Annotated in this window: 15 protein-coding genes; 12 read left to right on the top strand and 3 right to left on the bottom strand. The window is 53.7% G+C overall.

All coding sequences use genetic code 11. The annotated features are described in order from the left end of the window. The first annotated feature begins 231 nt into the window (after window positions 1-231). The 6 genes from btsT to J4728_RS18250 all read left to right on the top strand — a co-directional run bounded on the left by btsT (window position 232) and on the right by J4728_RS18250 (window position 6,519). Window positions 232-2,382, top strand: a complete 2,151-nt coding sequence (gene btsT / locus J4728_RS18225) for a carbon starvation CstA family protein (RefSeq protein ID WP_208212185.1) — start codon at window positions 232-234, stop codon at window positions 2,380-2,382. A gap of 94 nt (window positions 2,383-2,476) precedes the next feature. Further along, window positions 2,477-2,680, top strand: coding sequence for a YbdD/YjiX family protein (locus tag J4728_RS18230; RefSeq protein WP_000460616.1), 204 nt, complete (start codon window positions 2,477-2,479; stop codon window positions 2,678-2,680). A gap of 10 nt (window positions 2,681-2,690) precedes the next feature. After that, complete coding sequence (gene yjiA / locus J4728_RS18235) at window positions 2,691-3,647, top strand: GTPase (protein ID WP_000187840.1); 957 nt, start codon at window positions 2,691-2,693, stop codon at window positions 3,645-3,647. Between the two features lie 37 nt (window positions 3,648-3,684). Further along, complete coding sequence (locus J4728_RS18240; protein WP_001128429.1) at window positions 3,685-4,500, top strand: AraC family transcriptional regulator; 816 nt, start codon at window positions 3,685-3,687, stop codon at window positions 4,498-4,500. A 47-nt stretch (window positions 4,501-4,547) separates the two neighbouring features. Continuing rightward, the gene (locus J4728_RS18245; RefSeq protein WP_000438687.1) at window positions 4,548-5,189 is read left to right on the top strand and encodes a LysE family translocator; all 642 of its coding nucleotides are present in this window, start codon (window positions 4,548-4,550) and stop codon (window positions 5,187-5,189) included. Between the two features lie 409 nt (window positions 5,190-5,598). Beyond that, a complete protein-coding gene (locus tag J4728_RS18250; protein ID WP_208212187.1) occupies window positions 5,599-6,519 on the top strand; it encodes a DUF5655 domain-containing protein in 921 nt (306 codons plus the stop codon). Window positions 6,520-6,595: 76 nt separating this feature from the next. On the opposite strand, the gene yjiS is transcribed toward J4728_RS18250, so the two are convergent. Further along, on the bottom strand, window positions 6,596-6,760 hold the full coding sequence (gene yjiS / locus J4728_RS18255; RefSeq protein WP_000397915.1) for a DUF1127 domain-containing protein YjiS: 165 nt from the start codon (window positions 6,758-6,760) through the stop codon (window positions 6,596-6,598). Here yjiS and J4728_RS18260 point away from each other — a divergent pair. Next, on the top strand, window positions 6,727-6,870 hold the full coding sequence (locus J4728_RS18260; RefSeq protein ID WP_031604638.1) for a hypothetical protein: 144 nt from the start codon (window positions 6,727-6,729) through the stop codon (window positions 6,868-6,870). The two genes, yjiS and J4728_RS18260, sit on opposite strands and share 34 nt — an antisense overlap. Window positions 6,871-6,964: 94 nt before the next feature. On the opposite strand, the gene J4728_RS18265 is transcribed toward J4728_RS18260, so the two are convergent. Then, window positions 6,965-8,335: an NAD-dependent succinate-semialdehyde dehydrogenase gene (locus tag J4728_RS18265; RefSeq protein WP_208212188.1), complete on the bottom strand. Its 1,371-nt coding sequence runs from the start codon at window positions 8,333-8,335 to the stop codon at window positions 6,965-6,967. Window positions 8,336-8,515: 180 nt separating this feature from the next. After that, on the bottom strand, window positions 8,516-9,481 hold the full coding sequence (locus tag J4728_RS18270; protein ID WP_000749991.1) for an Rpn family recombination-promoting nuclease/putative transposase: 966 nt from the start codon (window positions 9,479-9,481) through the stop codon (window positions 8,516-8,518). A 478-nt stretch (window positions 9,482-9,959) separates the two neighbouring features. On the opposite strand from J4728_RS18270, the gene mdtM reads away from it, so the two are divergent. The 5 genes from mdtM (at window position 9,960) to J4728_RS18295 (ending at window position 15,964) form a co-directional block, all read left to right on the top strand. Then, entirely contained in the window at window positions 9,960-11,201 is a 1,242-nt protein-coding gene (mdtM, locus tag J4728_RS18275) for a multidrug efflux MFS transporter MdtM (RefSeq protein WP_080197632.1), read from the top strand. An 86-nt stretch (window positions 11,202-11,287) separates the two neighbouring features. Continuing rightward, entirely contained in the window at window positions 11,288-12,559 is a 1,272-nt protein-coding gene (locus tag J4728_RS18280; protein ID WP_001033033.1) for a DUF445 domain-containing protein, read from the top strand. Window positions 12,560-12,778: 219 nt separating this feature from the next. Further along, window positions 12,779-13,963, top strand: coding sequence for an MFS transporter (locus J4728_RS18285; RefSeq protein ID WP_017465690.1), 1,185 nt, complete (start codon window positions 12,779-12,781; stop codon window positions 13,961-13,963). A gap of 871 nt (window positions 13,964-14,834) precedes the next feature. Continuing rightward, entirely contained in the window at window positions 14,835-15,506 is a 672-nt protein-coding gene (locus tag J4728_RS18290) for a nucleoside recognition domain-containing protein (RefSeq protein ID WP_000068750.1), read from the top strand. Next, a complete protein-coding gene (locus J4728_RS18295) occupies window positions 15,503-15,964 on the top strand; it encodes a YjiG family protein (protein ID WP_000211979.1) in 462 nt (153 codons plus the stop codon). The genes J4728_RS18290 and J4728_RS18295 overlap by 4 nt, the downstream gene beginning before the upstream one ends. The last annotated feature ends 7 nt before the right edge of the window (window positions 15,965-15,971 follow it).

Below are 15,971 nucleotides of genomic sequence, written 5' to 3' on the forward strand. Positions count from 1 at the left end.
TATATCGTGATCTCAATCACATAAAATAGCCCACGCCCTCCTCTGCGAAACCGCTTACCGGTACGTCCGACCGCTTAAACCGCCATACAACCACTCACTGATTTACCTAACTTTACGCGCGCGATGATCTGGCAAGATCCTCTCAGCATAGCAGTCAATCTACCTCCTCAAACACGAACTCAATGTCCACCCAGCTTCGGCTGATAATTAAACTTACAACCAGGTTTTACTATGGATACGAAAAAGATATTCAAGCACATACCCTGGGTGATTCTCGGAATCATCGGTGCTTTCTGCCTCTCGGTTGTTGCCCTACGTCGGGGTGAACACGTGAGCGCCCTGTGGATCGTGGTCGCTTCCGTTTCCGTCTATCTGGTGGCTTACCGCTACTACAGCCTGTATATCGCCCAGAAGGTCATGAAACTCGACCCGACGCGCGCGACGCCGGCGGTCATCAATAACGACGGCCTGAACTACGTGCCGACTAACCGCTACGTACTGTTTGGTCACCACTTCGCCGCCATCGCTGGCGCAGGTCCGCTGGTCGGGCCGGTATTGGCCGCGCAGATGGGCTATCTGCCGGGGACACTGTGGTTACTGGCGGGCGTGGTGCTCGCGGGCGCAGTGCAGGACTTTATGGTGCTGTTCATCTCTTCCCGCCGTAACGGCGCCTCTCTTGGCGAGATGATCAAAGAAGAGATGGGTACCGTTCCAGGCACCATCGCGCTGTTCGGCTGCTTCTTAATCATGATCATCATCCTCGCGGTGCTGGCATTAATCGTGGTTAAAGCGCTGGCCGAAAGCCCGTGGGGCGTCTTCACCGTCTGCTCCACGGTGCCGATTGCGCTGTTTATGGGCATCTACATGCGCTTCCTGCGTCCGGGACGCGTAGGCGAAGTCTCCGTTATTGGTATCGTGCTGCTGGTGGCGTCTATTTACTTCGGCGGCGTGATTGCCCACGACCCTTACTGGGGCCCGGCGCTGACCTTTAAAGACACCACCATTACCTTCGCGCTGATCGGCTACGCCTTTGTTTCCGCGCTGCTGCCGGTATGGCTGATCCTCGCCCCGCGCGACTATCTCGCTACCTTCCTGAAAATCGGCGTGATCGTCGGTCTGGCGCTGGGGATTGTGATCCTCAACCCAGAACTGAAAATGCCGGCGTTGACGCAGTATGTCGACGGTACCGGCCCGCTGTGGAAAGGCGCTCTGTTCCCGTTCCTGTTCATCACCATCGCCTGTGGCGCCGTCTCTGGCTTCCACGCGCTCATCTCTTCCGGTACCACGCCGAAACTGCTGGCCTGTGAGACCGATGCGCGTTTTATCGGCTACGGCGCGATGCTGATGGAGTCCTTTGTTGCGGTGATGGCGCTGGTGGCGGCCTCGATCATTGAACCGGGTCTCTACTTCGCGATGAACACCCCTCCGGCAGGTCTGGGCATTACCATGCCAAACCTGCACGAGATGGGCAGCGAGAACGCGCCGCTGATTATGGCGCAGTTGAAAGACGTTACCGCACATGCAGCGGCGACCGTCAGCTCCTGGGGCTTTGTGATTTCCCCGGAACAAATCCTGCAAACTGCGAAAGATATCGGTGAACCGTCAGTATTGAACCGCGCAGGCGGCGCGCCAACGCTGGCAGTAGGTATCGCGCATGTGTTCCACAAAGTCCTGCCGATGGCGGATATGGGCTTCTGGTATCACTTCGGTATTCTGTTCGAAGCGCTGTTTATCCTGACCGCACTGGATGCGGGTACCCGTTCCGGCCGCTTTATGTTGCAGGATTTGCTGGGTAACTTCGTCCCGTTCCTGAAAAAAACCGATTCTCTGGTCGCGGGTATCATCGGTACCGCAGGCTGCGTCGGTTTGTGGGGCTATCTGCTGTATCAGGGCGTGGTCGACCCGCTGGGCGGCGTGAAGAGCCTGTGGCCGCTGTTCGGTATCTCTAACCAGATGCTGGCCGCCGTGGCGCTGGTGTTGAGCACCGTGGTACTGATCAAAATGCAGCGCACCAAATACATCTGGGTGACGGTGATCCCGGCGGTATGGCTGCTGATCTGCACCACCTGGGCACTGGGCCTGAAACTGTTTAGCGCCAACCCACAGATGGAAGGTTTCTTCTACATGGCAAACCTGTATAAAGAGAAGATTGCCAACGGCGCCAACCTGACCGCGCAGCAGATTGCCAACATGAACCATATCGTGGTGAACAACTACACTAACGCTGGTTTGAGTATTCTGTTCCTGGTGGTGGTGTACAGTATTATCTTCTACGGTTTCACCACCTGGATGAAGGTACGCAACAGCGATAAACGTACCGACAAAGAAACCCCGTATGTGCCCGTGCCGGAAGGCGGCGTGAAGATCTCTTCACACCACTAAAACTGATGCCGGGTAGCGCACAGCGCTCCCGGCTAGTGTAGGCCGGATAAGGCGCAAGCCGCCATCCGGCTTTATTCATTAACAGGACGGCAGAATGTTTGATACTTTAGGTCAGGCAAAAAAATATCTCGGCCAGGCGGCAAAAATGTTGATTGGTATTCCGGACTACGACAACTATGTCGAGCACATGAAAACCAACCATCCCGACAAGCCGTACATGACCTATGAAGAGTTCTTCCGCGAACGTCAGCAAGCACGTTACGGCGGCGATGGCAAAGGCGGTATGCGCTGTTGTTAATGGAGAGACTATGACCCCGATTGCAGTTACCCTACTTACCGGTTTTCTTGGTGCCGGCAAAACCACCCTACTACGCCATATCCTCAACGAACAACATGGTTTTAAAATCGCCGTTATCGAAAACGAATTTGGCGAAGTCTCCGTTGACGATCAACTGATTGGCGATCGCGCCACACAGATCAAAACCCTGACCAACGGCTGCATCTGCTGTACCCGCTCCAACGAGCTGGAAGATGCGCTATTAGACCTGCTCGACAGCCGCGACCGCGGCGATATTGCTTTCGACCGCCTGGTGATTGAATGCACCGGCATGGCTGACCCCGGCCCGATTATTCAGACCTTTTTCTCCCATGACGTATTATGCGAACGCTACCTGTTAGACGGCGTGATTGCGCTGGTCGACGCGGTGCACGCTAACGAGCAGATGAACCAGTTCACCATCGCCCAGTCGCAGATAGGCTACGCCGACCGCATTCTGTTGACCAAAACCGACGTGGCAGGCGACAGCGAGAAACTGCGCGAGCGGCTGGCGCGTATCAATGCCCGCGCCCCGGTTTACACCGTGGTACACGGCGATATTGACCTGAGTCAGTTGTTTAATACCAGCGGTTTTATGCTGGAAGAGAACGTGCTGGCAAGCCAACCGCGTTTCCACTTTATTGCCGATAAACAGAACGATGTGTCGTCAATTGTGGTGGAACTGGATTACCCGGTGGATATCAGCGAGGTGTCGCGGGTGATGGAAAACCTGCTGCTGGAATCAGCGGATAAACTGCTGCGTTACAAAGGGATGCTGTGGATCGACGGCGAACCCAACCGCCTGCTGTTCCAGGGCGTGCAGCGCCTCTACAGCGCCGACTGGGACAGACCGTGGGGCGACGAAACGCCGCACAGCACGCTGGTATTTATCGGGATCCAGTTGCCGGAAGACGAGATTAGAACGGCATTTGCGGGGTTAAGGAAGTAAACGGGCGCAGAAAAGCCGGGACCGCACAGGAGATTGTATGCCCCTTATCCGAGATATTCACCAACGCTTCTGGCGTCTGCCACAACTGCCGTGGCTGGAGCTACGTACCACCAGTGAAAGCCGTCAGGCCTATAAGCGCCACAGCCACCCGCAACTGTCGCTGGGCGCGATCATCGCCGGAGAAACCCGCTGCATCAGTAACGGGCAAGAGTATCTGTTACGCCCCGGCGAGCTGATCCTGATCCCCCCGCAATCTCCACACAGTTGTAACCCGCTCCACGAGCGACCACGCAGCTATCATATGCTGTATCTCGATGTGGACTGGTGCCTGACGCAACTTCCCCATTTGCCGGCGGATAGCCGCCTGCATACCACGCAGCCACAGTTGCAGGACCCGCAGCTTTTCCAGCTTTATCAGCAAATTGTGACGTCTATTACTCAACAGCAAACCGCCGGACTTCCGGCGCTTATTATCCACCTGTTGCGCGCCCTGCCGCTACAAAGCGCCGACGCCGAACCGCCATGCGCCATCAGCCGCCAGTTGGTTGCCCGCTTAGTCAGCAACCTTCAGGAACCGCCGACGCTGGACACACTGGCACAGGAGTTTGCGCTCCGTAAGGAGACTCTGATTCGCACTTTTAAGCAGGATACAGGCCTGACTCCTGTCAGCTTTACCAATATGGCCCGCATTGAATATGCCCGGCACCGATTGCGCGCCGGGGACGATATTGCCGATGTTGCCTATCAGACCGGTTTCGCCGATCAAAGTCATTTCCACAAAACCTTCGTCAGCTACACGGCGGCAACGCCGCGTCAGTACGCGCAGAACAGATCAATATCCGACAATAAATAGCGCATCCGCAGGTATAGGCTGACCTCAGTATCATCACTGAGGTTACTATGGAACAGGTTACAACGTTATTTCCCCCGGCGTTTCCCGCACTGGCGCTGGCGCATTTTATGGCGCTGCTCAGCCCGGGTCCGGACTTCTTTTTGCTGGTCGGTTACGCCGTACGCTATCGGCTGCGCGGCAGCGTCGGGCTGTGCCTCGGCATTGCGGCGGGAAATGGGCTCTATATTCTGCTGGTGGTGATTGGGTCAGGGCTACTACGTCAGACGCCGCTGCTCTTTACCATCATCGAACTATTGGGTGCCGCCTACCTGCTATGGGTGGGCCGTCAACTGTTGAAAAGCCGCGCCGGGCCGCTGGAGTGGCGGTACGCCGCATCGGCATGTCCGTCACTGGCAAAACAACTATTACTGGGGCTAGGTTCATCGCTGTTGAATCCGAAAAATGCCCTGTTTTATCTGGCGCTAATGACCGCCCTGCTGGGCCCAAACGTGACCGTTACACAGCAGGCCATATGTGGAATCTGGATGACCAGCGTAGTGTTACTCTGGGATCTGCTGCTGATAACGCTTATCGCCCTGCCGCAAATTCAACGTCGCTTGGGTAATCTTGTCTGGAAAATTGAACGCGCCGCCGGCGGCATTCTGATCGCCTTTGGCTGCTGGATTGTATGGCAGTTCATTACAAGTTAAATCGATGAGGGGCAGCTTTATACGGTGGTCAACGTTGCCCGGGCAGATAAATAGGGTCTGCATCATTCGAACCCTTTCCTTCTTATAATGCTGACGCCGCCATAAATTAACCTGCCCCAGAAACCAATAAAGCGACTAAATAGCCGCTTTATTCTCATCACCAAATATAATATCACCTCTCATCCAGCGGCTTATTTTCATTGATTTTCAGCTGAACTTTCCTTCTGTAAGACGCGCAAATTGCTGTAACAGCGTCGGATGGCGCTAACGCTTATCCGACCTACGGCCCGCTGCCCGGTAACCACCTGCTGTCGGGCTTATAACATATCTCACCTCCAAAAGCCCGATTTCCGCTTTTATCTCTTTTCACATAACGTATGATAGTGCGCAGAAAATTCAGGAGGGATCCATGAGCGATATCCAGCTTTTCCGCCTCAGTGGCGGGAAAGTACAAGAACTACCGGGCAAAGCCGCAGCCATTGAAAAAGATCTGCAAATGCTGATCGAATCCCATATGGAAACGTTCCTTGGCGTCCGCTTTCTCGAGACCGAATACCACACGGGTAAAACCCATCGTGGGCGAATTGATTCCCTCGGCCTCGATGAAAATAACTGCCCGGTGATTATTGAATATAAGCGCCACAGCAATGAAAACGTCATTAACCAGGGGCTCTTTTATCTCGACTGGCTGCTCGATCATAAAGCGGAATTTCAGTTGCTGGTGATGGAGAAAATAAATAAAACCGCGGCCAAAGCCATTGACTGGTCCGGCACACGGTTAATCTGTATTGCCGCCGATTTTAATAAATACGACGAACATGCCGTTCAGCAAATCAACCGCAATATCAACCTGATTCGCTACAAGCTTTTTGCCGACGACCTGTTAATGCTGGAACTGGTTAACGCCGTGGTCGAAAATAGCCCTCAGCACATCATCGCGAACGGTTCCGTCAGCAGCGGTAAACGCCATACCCGCACGCAGCGCGAACAGCTCTCTTTGGCCTCTCCCGCGCTGCTTTCATTATATGAACAGCTAAAAAACTATGTGCTCTCACTCAGTGATGAGGTTCAGTTTAAAGAGCTTAAGCTCTATGACGCCTTCCACCTCATTCGTAACTTTCTGTGCGTGGCCGTTTATCCCGTGACCGACCCACACCTACGCCTGTGGCTGAAAATTAATCCACAGCATATCCAGCTTGAAGAAGGATTTAGCCGGGACGTCACAAACATTGGCCACTGGGAAACCGGCGACGTCGAATTGATTGTGCGTAACGAACATGATCTGGATAAAGCCAAACTGCTGATCGAGAAAGCCTGGCAGGAAAATTAGCGTTCCAGGATACCCGCCTACTGGAGAGGTTAAGATAAGATTATCCAGCCTTTCCAGTTTTACTGGCTCTTATCTGTTATTCCACATCCTTCCTTTCCAACCCAATATCCTTTAACTGCTCGTCACTCATTCGTCGCAGCGCCTGACAGGCCCGCTTACGCAGCCACCACCTTTTTAGCGCCCGTCTGAGCTGCACAAAGCCAATGAATGGTTGTCTGGGGCGGTTCTCGTAAAATTCCATACCGGCCTCCGCATAGAACAGAAAATGCGGGCATCATGAATGTCTGTACAAACAATATCGGGATAAAAAGCACGGTTAGTGCAACGTGGATAAATAAGGAGGGCAATTGAGGGTGTTTTGTTCGCTTATTTCGTTCTGATTTAAGATCCGCGTCCTTCGCTGCAAAAAGCCAGGCCCCTCCCGTTTTCAGAGGGGCAACAGGGATTAGCGGCGCACCACTACCAGCTTCTGGTTCACAAACTCCTTAATCCCCAGATCCGATAGCTCGCGTCCGAAGCCCGAACGCTTAACGCCGCCGAACGGCAGCTCCGCTGCGGTGTCGGTCAGCCAGTTGATATAAACCATCCCGGTTTCAATCCGGGAGGCCATGCGTTTAGCACGCTCAATATCCTGACTAAACACCGCACCGCCCAGGCCGTAGTGGGAATCGTTGGCGAGTTTTACCGCCTCGTCATCGTCTTTCACCACATACATCTGCGCCACCGGGCCGAAGAACTCTTCAAAGTACGCCGGGTTGTCACGCGTAATGTGGGTCAGAATGGTCGGCTCAAAGAAGTTGCCTTTGCTTTCCAGCGGCTTGCCACCAACGTGCAGCGTCGCGCCATTTTTCACCGCTTCCTCGACCTGTCTGGTCAATGTTTCCAGCGCATCTTTCGACGACAGCGGCCCCAGTTCGGTAGAAGCGTCCATCTGATCCCCCACCTTCACCTTCCTGAACGCCTCGGTGAACTGGCTGAGGAATTGATCGGCGATTTTCTCATGCAGGATAAAGCGCTTCGCCGCCGTACATACCTGCCCCGCATTAGTGAGCCGTGCCTGCATGCCAATTTTCACCGCTTTCTCAAGATCGGCATCGTCCAGCACGACGAACACATCGTTCCCGCCCAGTTCCAGCGTCGATTTTTTAATGTGCTTCGCCGCCTGTGCCGCCACGGCGCTCCCCGCTTTTTCAGATCCGGTCAGCGCCGCGCCCTGCACGCGCGGGTCGGCGATGATATTCGACACCTGATCGGAGGAAATAAACAGGTTGGTCCATGCGCCTTCCGGCGCGCCGGCTTCACGCACCAGATGGGCAAATGTCTCGGCGCAGTGCGGTACGATGCTGGCATGTTTCGCCAGCATCGGGTTACCAGCGGCCAGGTTCGGCGCCAGCACACGCATCAACTGATAGTACGGGAAGTTCCACGGCTCAACAGCCATGATGACGCCAATCGGATGATGTTCTACCCACGCGTCGCCAAACTCGGTTTTATAAGGCACCGGGGCAAGAAACTGCTTCGCGTTATCCGCATAATAGCGAGCGATCTGCGCGCACAGTTTGACTTCGCCACGGCTCTGCTCGATGAGCTTGCCCATCTCCTGGCTGGCGATTTTTGCCAGTTCTTCAACACGGCTGTCGATCAAGTCAGCCAGCTTATGCAGTACCGGCAGACGTTGGTCAATCTCTCCTTTGGACCAGTCGGAGTGATAGAGCGCGTCAGCTTTTTGCAGCGCGGCTTCAATATCCGCGTCCGTGTGCGGGGGGTACTCTTTAATGAGCTGATTATTGGCAGGATTCACTGTCTGGTAAGCCATATCACATGTCTCCTTGTTATCGTCATTAAGGCAGCCGTAAATGCCGCTCAGAACAATAAGGGTAGTAGAGATGGCTGGCGCTATCGGTAAAGTTCGGTATATTCGTGCGGTTATCAACGATAATTATAGAGCGCGTTGCCCGGCGGGCACCGGGCCTGCAACATTCAGACTGGAACCGCGTTAGTGACTAACATCCTGAAGCTCTTCAGCCGTAAGGCCGGTGAACCGCTGGACAGTCTCGCGGTCAAGTCCGTCCGCCAGCATCTGTCTGGCGATACGCAATGCGGCAACATGCTGACCTTTTTCCAGCCCTTTTTCTAATCCTTCTGCTAATCCTTCCTCCAGACCGAGCTGTCTTCCTTGCCGTTCCCCTTTTCTGCGATCCGCTGCGCGGATCCTCTCTATCAGCGTCATCAGTCTCTCCTTAGTGTGCGGGACATGCCCTACCACATCACGAATAAACGTGGTGAAACGAGGCGTATGTCCGTGCTGAATCATAAGATAATTAAACAGCGCTTTAAGCTGCCTGTCATTAGCGCAACCAGTAACTAACAGCGAAGCAATCCGTTCAACCAGTCCCAGCAGGTCCCGCTGGCGGATATGTTTTTGGATGAGCTCCAGCAGCGCAATGCGGCGGTGCTGCATAATGTCATCATCCGATACCACCGTAATGTCGACCAGCGGAAAGGCAGCGGCATAGAGTCTTCTTGCCACTTCCGGGTTCGCAAACTCATCCAGCCAGCACAGCGAAAAAGGATACGGGCTATCAACACCGTGATAAAACAGCATCGGCACCACCAGCGGAAGATGCTTATGCCCCGCATCCAGATGCTGTTGCATTGCCGCCATCGCATACCGCATCAGCCGAAACGCCATATGCGCATCCGGCGTGCTCTGATGTTCAATCACGACATAAATATAACCGTCGCCCTCGCGCGTTTTCAGCGACCAAAGCACATCGGAATAATAGGCTCGCAGATTTTTTTCAATAAAACTGCCGGGCTCCAGCTTTAGCGTCCGCAGGTCGCAAAGCTGGCGTAACGACACCGGCAGATGAATCTCCATAAAATCGCGGGCGGTTTCCGGGTGGCGCAAAAAGGTTTTAAACACCGCATCATGCGGTGTTGAGGTCGTCGATTTTTTCATGGCGCTCCGTCATCCCAAACCAGGATGCTGCGACTCTACCTCCTGAAAATTCCTTTCTCATCCGTACCTTTTCAGCATTGCGAGGCGCGACGGAAGATAAATCCTGTTATCTGTAATGCACATACATTTTCGGAACTGAACACGCAAAATACCAGCCTGCGCGCCCTGCCTTTATCTTTATTAACCAGACAAACTCTTTTGATTAACATCAAAATTTAATTACACTTAATGTGTATATTTTCCGTGCAACGTAAATTTCCCGAGGTGTGATGTGCTGATTGTTATCTGTAATCGCCACACGTTCTGACGAGATTCAGAACGCGTCTCTTCCTGTCTGTGTTTTCACCGGCAGCATTTTTGATTACATGAAATTCAGTACATCCGCAGCCGCTGTTTCCATCGCCTGCCTGACGTCACGATGACGGTATTGAGTTTCGCTATCCCATCATGGGGTTCTCCGACATGGAGCGCATTTTTTATGCAACGGATTATTCAGTTTTTCTCCCAACGCGCCACAACGTTATTTTTCCCGATGGCGCTGATTTTGTACGATTTTGCCGCCTATCTGACGACGGATCTGATTCAGCCTGGCATCATTAACGTCGTGCGCGATTTTAATGCTGACGTCAGTCTTGCGCCGGCCTCGGTCAGTCTCTATCTGGCGGGAGGAATGGCGTTGCAATGGCTTCTGGGGCCGCTATCCGACAGGATTGGCCGCCGGCCAGTGCTGATTGCAGGCGCATTAATTTTTACTCTCGCCTGCGCGGCAACGCTGTTGACGACCTCAATGACGCAGTTTCTGGCTGCCCGTTTTGTGCAGGGCACCAGCATTTGCTTTATCGCAACGGTCGGCTACGTCACGGTACAGGAGGCCTTCGGTCAAACCAAAGCCATTAAGCTGATGGCGATTATTACCTCCATTGTGCTGGTCGCTCCGGTTATCGGCCCGCTCTCCGGCGCCGCGCTGATGCACTTCGTTCACTGGAAGGTGCTGTTCGGTATTATTGCGGTGATGGGACTGTTGGCGTTGTGCGGCCTGCTGCTGGCGATGCCAGAAACGGTGCAACGCGGCGCGGTGCCGTTCAGCGCGGTGAGCGTACTGCGCGATTTTCGTAATGTGTTTCGCAACCCGATTTTTCTCACCGGGGCGGCGACGCTGTCGTTGAGCTACATCCCGATGATGAGCTGGGTGGCGGTGTCGCCGGTGATCCTGATCGATGCCGGCGGGATGAGTACTTCGCAATTCGCCTGGGCGCAGGTGCCCGTATTCGGCGCGGTGATCGTGGCCAATATGATCGTTGTGCGCCTGGTGAAAGATCCGACCCGACCGCGTTTTATCTGGCGCGCCGTACCAATCCAGTTAAGCGGGCTGGCGACATTGCTCCTCGGTAATCTTCTTCTGCCGCACGTCTGGCTTTGGTCTGTGCTGGGCACCAGCCTGTACGCGTTCGGCATTGGAATGATTTTCCCGACGCTGTTTCGCTTCACGCTTTTCTCCAACAACTTGCCAAAAGGGACGGTTTCAGCCTCGCTGAACATGGTGATTCTGACGGTGATGGCGGTGTCGGTCGAAGTTGGCCGCTGGCTGTGGTTTCACGGCGGGAGACTGCCGTTTCACCTGCTGGCAGCGGTGGCCGGGGTGATTGTGGTCTTCACCCTGGCGACATTATTACAGCGCGTGCGCCAGCATGAGGCGGCAGAACTGGCCGCTGAGAAGTAAACACTCTGCCGGATAGAGGCTTATCCGGCACAGGATAATCTGATGTTTTTTGCACGTTCTTGCCGTCTGGCTCTATCCTTAACCCTATGAATAAAATCGCCGAACTCAAACGCGCCAAACGCCTGGCGCTCTCACTGTTGCTGATAGCCGCCGCGACGTTTGTAACCACGCTTTTCCTGCCGCCCAGTTTTTGGGTGCTGGGCGTAAAAGCTATTGCCGAAGCGGCGATGGTTGGCGCGCTGGCGGACTGGTTTGCCGTGGTGGCGCTGTTTCGCCGCATTCCCATTCCGTTTATTTCACGACATACGGCGATTATTCCCCGTAATAAAGACCGAATCGGCGAAAATCTTGGGCAATTTGTGCAGGAGAAGTTCCTTGATACGCAGTCGCTGATCGCGCTAATCCGCCGCCATGAACCCGCGCTGCTTATCGGAAACTGGTTCAGCCAGCCGGACAACGCCAGCCGGGTCGGGCAGCATCTGCTGCAAATTATGAGCGGCTTTCTGGAACTAACCGATGACGCCCGTATTCAGCGGCTGCTCAAGCGAGCGGTACATAAGGCGATTGATAAAGTGGATCTTTCCGGCACCAGCGCCCTGATGCTGGAAAGCATGACCAAAAACGATCGTCACCAGGTGTTACTCGATACGCTGATCGCCCAGCTTATCGCCCTGTTACAGCGTGACAGCTCCCGAACATTTATCGCCAGACAGATCATACGCTGGCTGGAAACCGAGCATCCGTTAAAAGCGAAGATTCTGCCGACCGAATGGCTGGGAGAACACAGCGCTGAACTGGTCTCCGACGCGGTGAATTCTCTGCTGGATGATATCAGTCACGACCGCGCACATCAGATTCGTCATGCCTTCGATCGCGCGACGTATAAGCTGATCGATAAACTTAAACATGATCCGGAAATGGCTGCCCGGGCAGAAAACATTAAAAGTTACCTGAAGGAAGATGAGGCGTTTAACCGTTATCTCGGCGAGATCTGGGCGGATCTGCGCCAGTGGTTAAAAACAGATATCAACGCCGAAGACTCAAAGGTGAAGCAGCGCATCGCTCATGCCGGACAATGGTTTGGCGAGACGCTGATCGCCGACGACGCATTACGCGCCTCGCTTAACGGTCATCTGGAACAGGCCGCGCACCGCGTCGCGCCGGAATTCGCCGCCTTCCTGACGCGCCACATCAGCGATACCGTAAAAGGCTGGGATGCGCGCGATATGTCGCAGCAGATTGAGCTTAATATCGGTAAAGATTTGCAGTTTATCCGCGTGAACGGCACGCTGGTCGGCGGCGCTATCGGTCTGGTGTTATATTTACTGTCGCAAATACCGGCACTGCTCAGTATCTAAGAAGGGGAAGGCGCAATTCTCGTTCAGATTAACTGCCAAACCCCGCACGTGGGAGGCATTAATTTAATGCCATTTCCCACCGATGCCCCTCTTCTCAATCCGTTATTCGCCTGCGCTTCACTTTCTTTTCTTGCAAATTTGAAACATTAATTTTACTTTTTATTATCATTTACAACAACAATCCGGCATTCCTGCCTTACTTTAGCAAAGAGAAAAACCATGGTTCATGCTCAGAGCGCTTCACCTCGCCATCCCATTTTTACAGCGCTTTTCGGTATGATGGTACTGACGCTGGGGATGGGAGTTGGCCGCTTTCTGTATACGCCCATGCTGCCGGTAATGCTGGCGGAAAAGCAGCTAACGTTTAACCAACTCTCCTGGATTGCCAGCGCCAATTATGCAGGGTACCTGGCGGGAAGCTTACTGTTTTCCTTTGGCCTTTTTCATCTCCCCTCTCGTCTACGCCCCATGCTGCTGGCTTCGGCGGTCGCCACCGGTATTCTTATTCTGGCCATGGCGATATTTACCCAACCCGCGGTCGTCATGTTGGTGCGCTTCCTGGCAGGCGTCGCGAGCGCGGGAATGATGATTTTTGGATCAATGATTGTGTTGCATCATACCCGCCATCCGTTTGTGATCGCCGCGCTCTTTTCCGGCGTCGGGGCCGGGATTGCACTGGGCAACGAATATGTCATTGGCGGTTTACATTATGCGCTTTCGGCCCATTCGCTATGGCTGGGGGCCGGGGCGCTCGCCGGTATATTGCTATTAATCGTGGCAATATTGATTCCCCCCCGCGCTCATGCGCTGCCGCCTGCGCCCTTAGCAAGAATCGAAAATCAGCCTATGCCCTGGTGGCAACTGGCGCTGTTGTACGGTTTCGCCGGATTCGGCTACATCATTGTCGCTACCTATTTGCCGCTGATGGCGAAAAGCGCGGGCTCTCCGCTACTCACGGCGCACCTTTGGTCGTTGGTCGGCCTGGCGATCATTCCCGGCTGCTTCGGCTGGCTGTGGGCGGCAAAACATTGGGGCGTCCTGCCATGTCTGACCGCGAATCTGTTGATCCAGAGCGCCTGCGTGCTACTGTCTCTCGCCAGCGACTCGTTGTTGCTGTTAATACTGAGCAGTATTGGTTTTGGCGCCACGTTTATGGGCACAACCTCGCTGGTGATGCCGCTTGCCCGACAACTCAGCGCGCCGGGCAATATTAATTTGTTAGGCCTGGTGACGCTAACGTATGGTATTGGGCAAATTCTCGGTCCGCTCGCCGCCAGTCTGTCAGGCAATGGCGCGTCGGCAATTATCAACGCCACGCTTTGCGGCGCCGCGGCGCTCTTTTTTGCCGCGCTGATCAGCGCCGCGCAGCAGATAAAACAAAAACGGTTTGTGATACGTGAATAAGCGGTAGAGTAAACCCGCGCTATCCGCACCGGGTTGTATCTTTAATGCTATTCGCGGCGCAATGCGGATCTGTTTTTAATAGCACATCCTCAACACGTTATTTCAAGGTAAAGATGCCACTAAAAACTATACTTATTCTATGGTTATTAGTGCTATCAATCTGCCTATTATTTTATATACCCTTCCTACTTCAAGTGGCTTATGTGTTGGCTACGGATTACCCGGCCCATCCATGGGCCTCGCCCTGACGGGCCGTTGCTCACCCCAGTCACATCGTTATCTATGCTCCTGGGGACTCACTCCCTTGCCGCCTTTAAGCAACTCGAATTATTTTGGCTATATATTCCATTATGATGATTATCGTTCCCTCTCAAATCATCACAATTATAAATAAATCACATTATGAAATTAATTCGATTATTCGTTTTTTATTACCTGCCCGCAGGATTCTTAGGGCGCAAGCTGACCCATCAGCGGCTACTGACCTGACCGTGACAATTCCTCTTAAGGCGTGAAAAATTACAGTAAAAAAGTAAAATTTAGGTTAAAAAATCCTATTTTTTAACAACGATAATTAAGTGGCGTGAAATTGACTAACGTCAAATTTATTTCCCCTTTTTCCTGCTCCCGGCTCTGGCCTGCGTCAACACCTGTTTCTTTGCTTTTTTACCGCGCGTTATACCGTCCACGGTTCCCCGCGCCTCCGGCAGTAGCGAGGATGGTGATTTTTCGCGCTGCTATGCAAGAAACGCATAGCACGATACATACTTGCATTTTGTCCTTACCCTTATGGCTGATAAGGTCTTTCTGTTTCGGGCTTTTTGGCCTGTGGCTACAACCAACACATCATCAAAAAAATTCGGGGATCGCTATGGCGCAACAAGTGGACGGGGCGGCCATGCCGCTTGATACAGAAAAGGTCGGGATAAAGGGATACCTGGCGTTTTTTCTCACCATTATTTTCTTTTCCGGCGTATTTTCCGGAAGCGAAGGCTGGTGGCGCGTTTTTGATTTTACCGTACTCAACGGGTCATTCGGACATGTGACCGGTACGCAGACCTTTCGCGGCGCGGGCGGAACGGGCGCGAAAGATGGCTTCCTTTTTGCGCTGGAGCTGGCACCGTCGGTTATCCTTTCTCTGGGTATCATCGCGATTACGGATGGACTGGGCGGTCTGCGGGCGGCACAGCAACTGATGACGCCCATCCTGAAACCGTTGCTTGGCATTCCCGGTATTTGCTCACTGGCGCTGATCGCCAACCTGCAAAATACCGACGCCGCGGCGGGTATGACCAAAGAACTGGCGCAGGAAGGCGAAATCACCGAACGCGATAAAGTGATTTTTGCCGCCTGGCAGACCAGCGGCAGCGCTATTATCACCAACTATTTCTCCTCCGGCGTTGCGGTATTCGCCTTTCTGGGAACGTCAGTCATCATTCCGCTGGTGGTCATTCTGCTATTCAAATTTATCGGCGCAAACCTTTTGCGCATCTGGATTAACATCGAAGAACGCCGTCACCCTGCGCAAGGAGCCCAATCATGACGACTCAGGTACGTAAGAATGTCATGGATATGTTTATCGATGGCGCACGCCGCGGTTTTACCATCGCCACGACCAACCTGTTACCCAATGTGGTCATGGCATTTGTCATTATTCAGGCGCTGAAAATTACCGGTCTGCTCGACTGGGTAGGCCATATCTGCCAGCCCGTGATGGCGTTGTGGGGGCTTCCTGGCGAAGCGGCTACGGTGCTTCTGGCTTCGCTGATGAGTATGGGCGGCGCCGTTGGCGTGGCGGCCAGTCTGGCTACCGCCGGCGCGTTAAGCGGCCACGATGTTACCGTACTACTGCCAGCCATTTACCTGATGGGAAACCCGGTACAGAATGTCGGCCGCTGTCTCGGTACTGCCGAAGTCAACGCCAAATATTACCCGCATATTATCGCAGTCTGCGCCATCAATGCGCTGCTGTCGATCTGGGTCATGCAGCTTATTGTTTAATAAGGAG

The sequence above is a fragment of the Salmonella sp. 32070601201500089SM genome (genome assembly GCF_017573605.1).
GTDB classification, from domain to species: domain Bacteria; phylum Pseudomonadota; class Gammaproteobacteria; order Enterobacterales; family Enterobacteriaceae; genus Salmonella; species Salmonella enterica.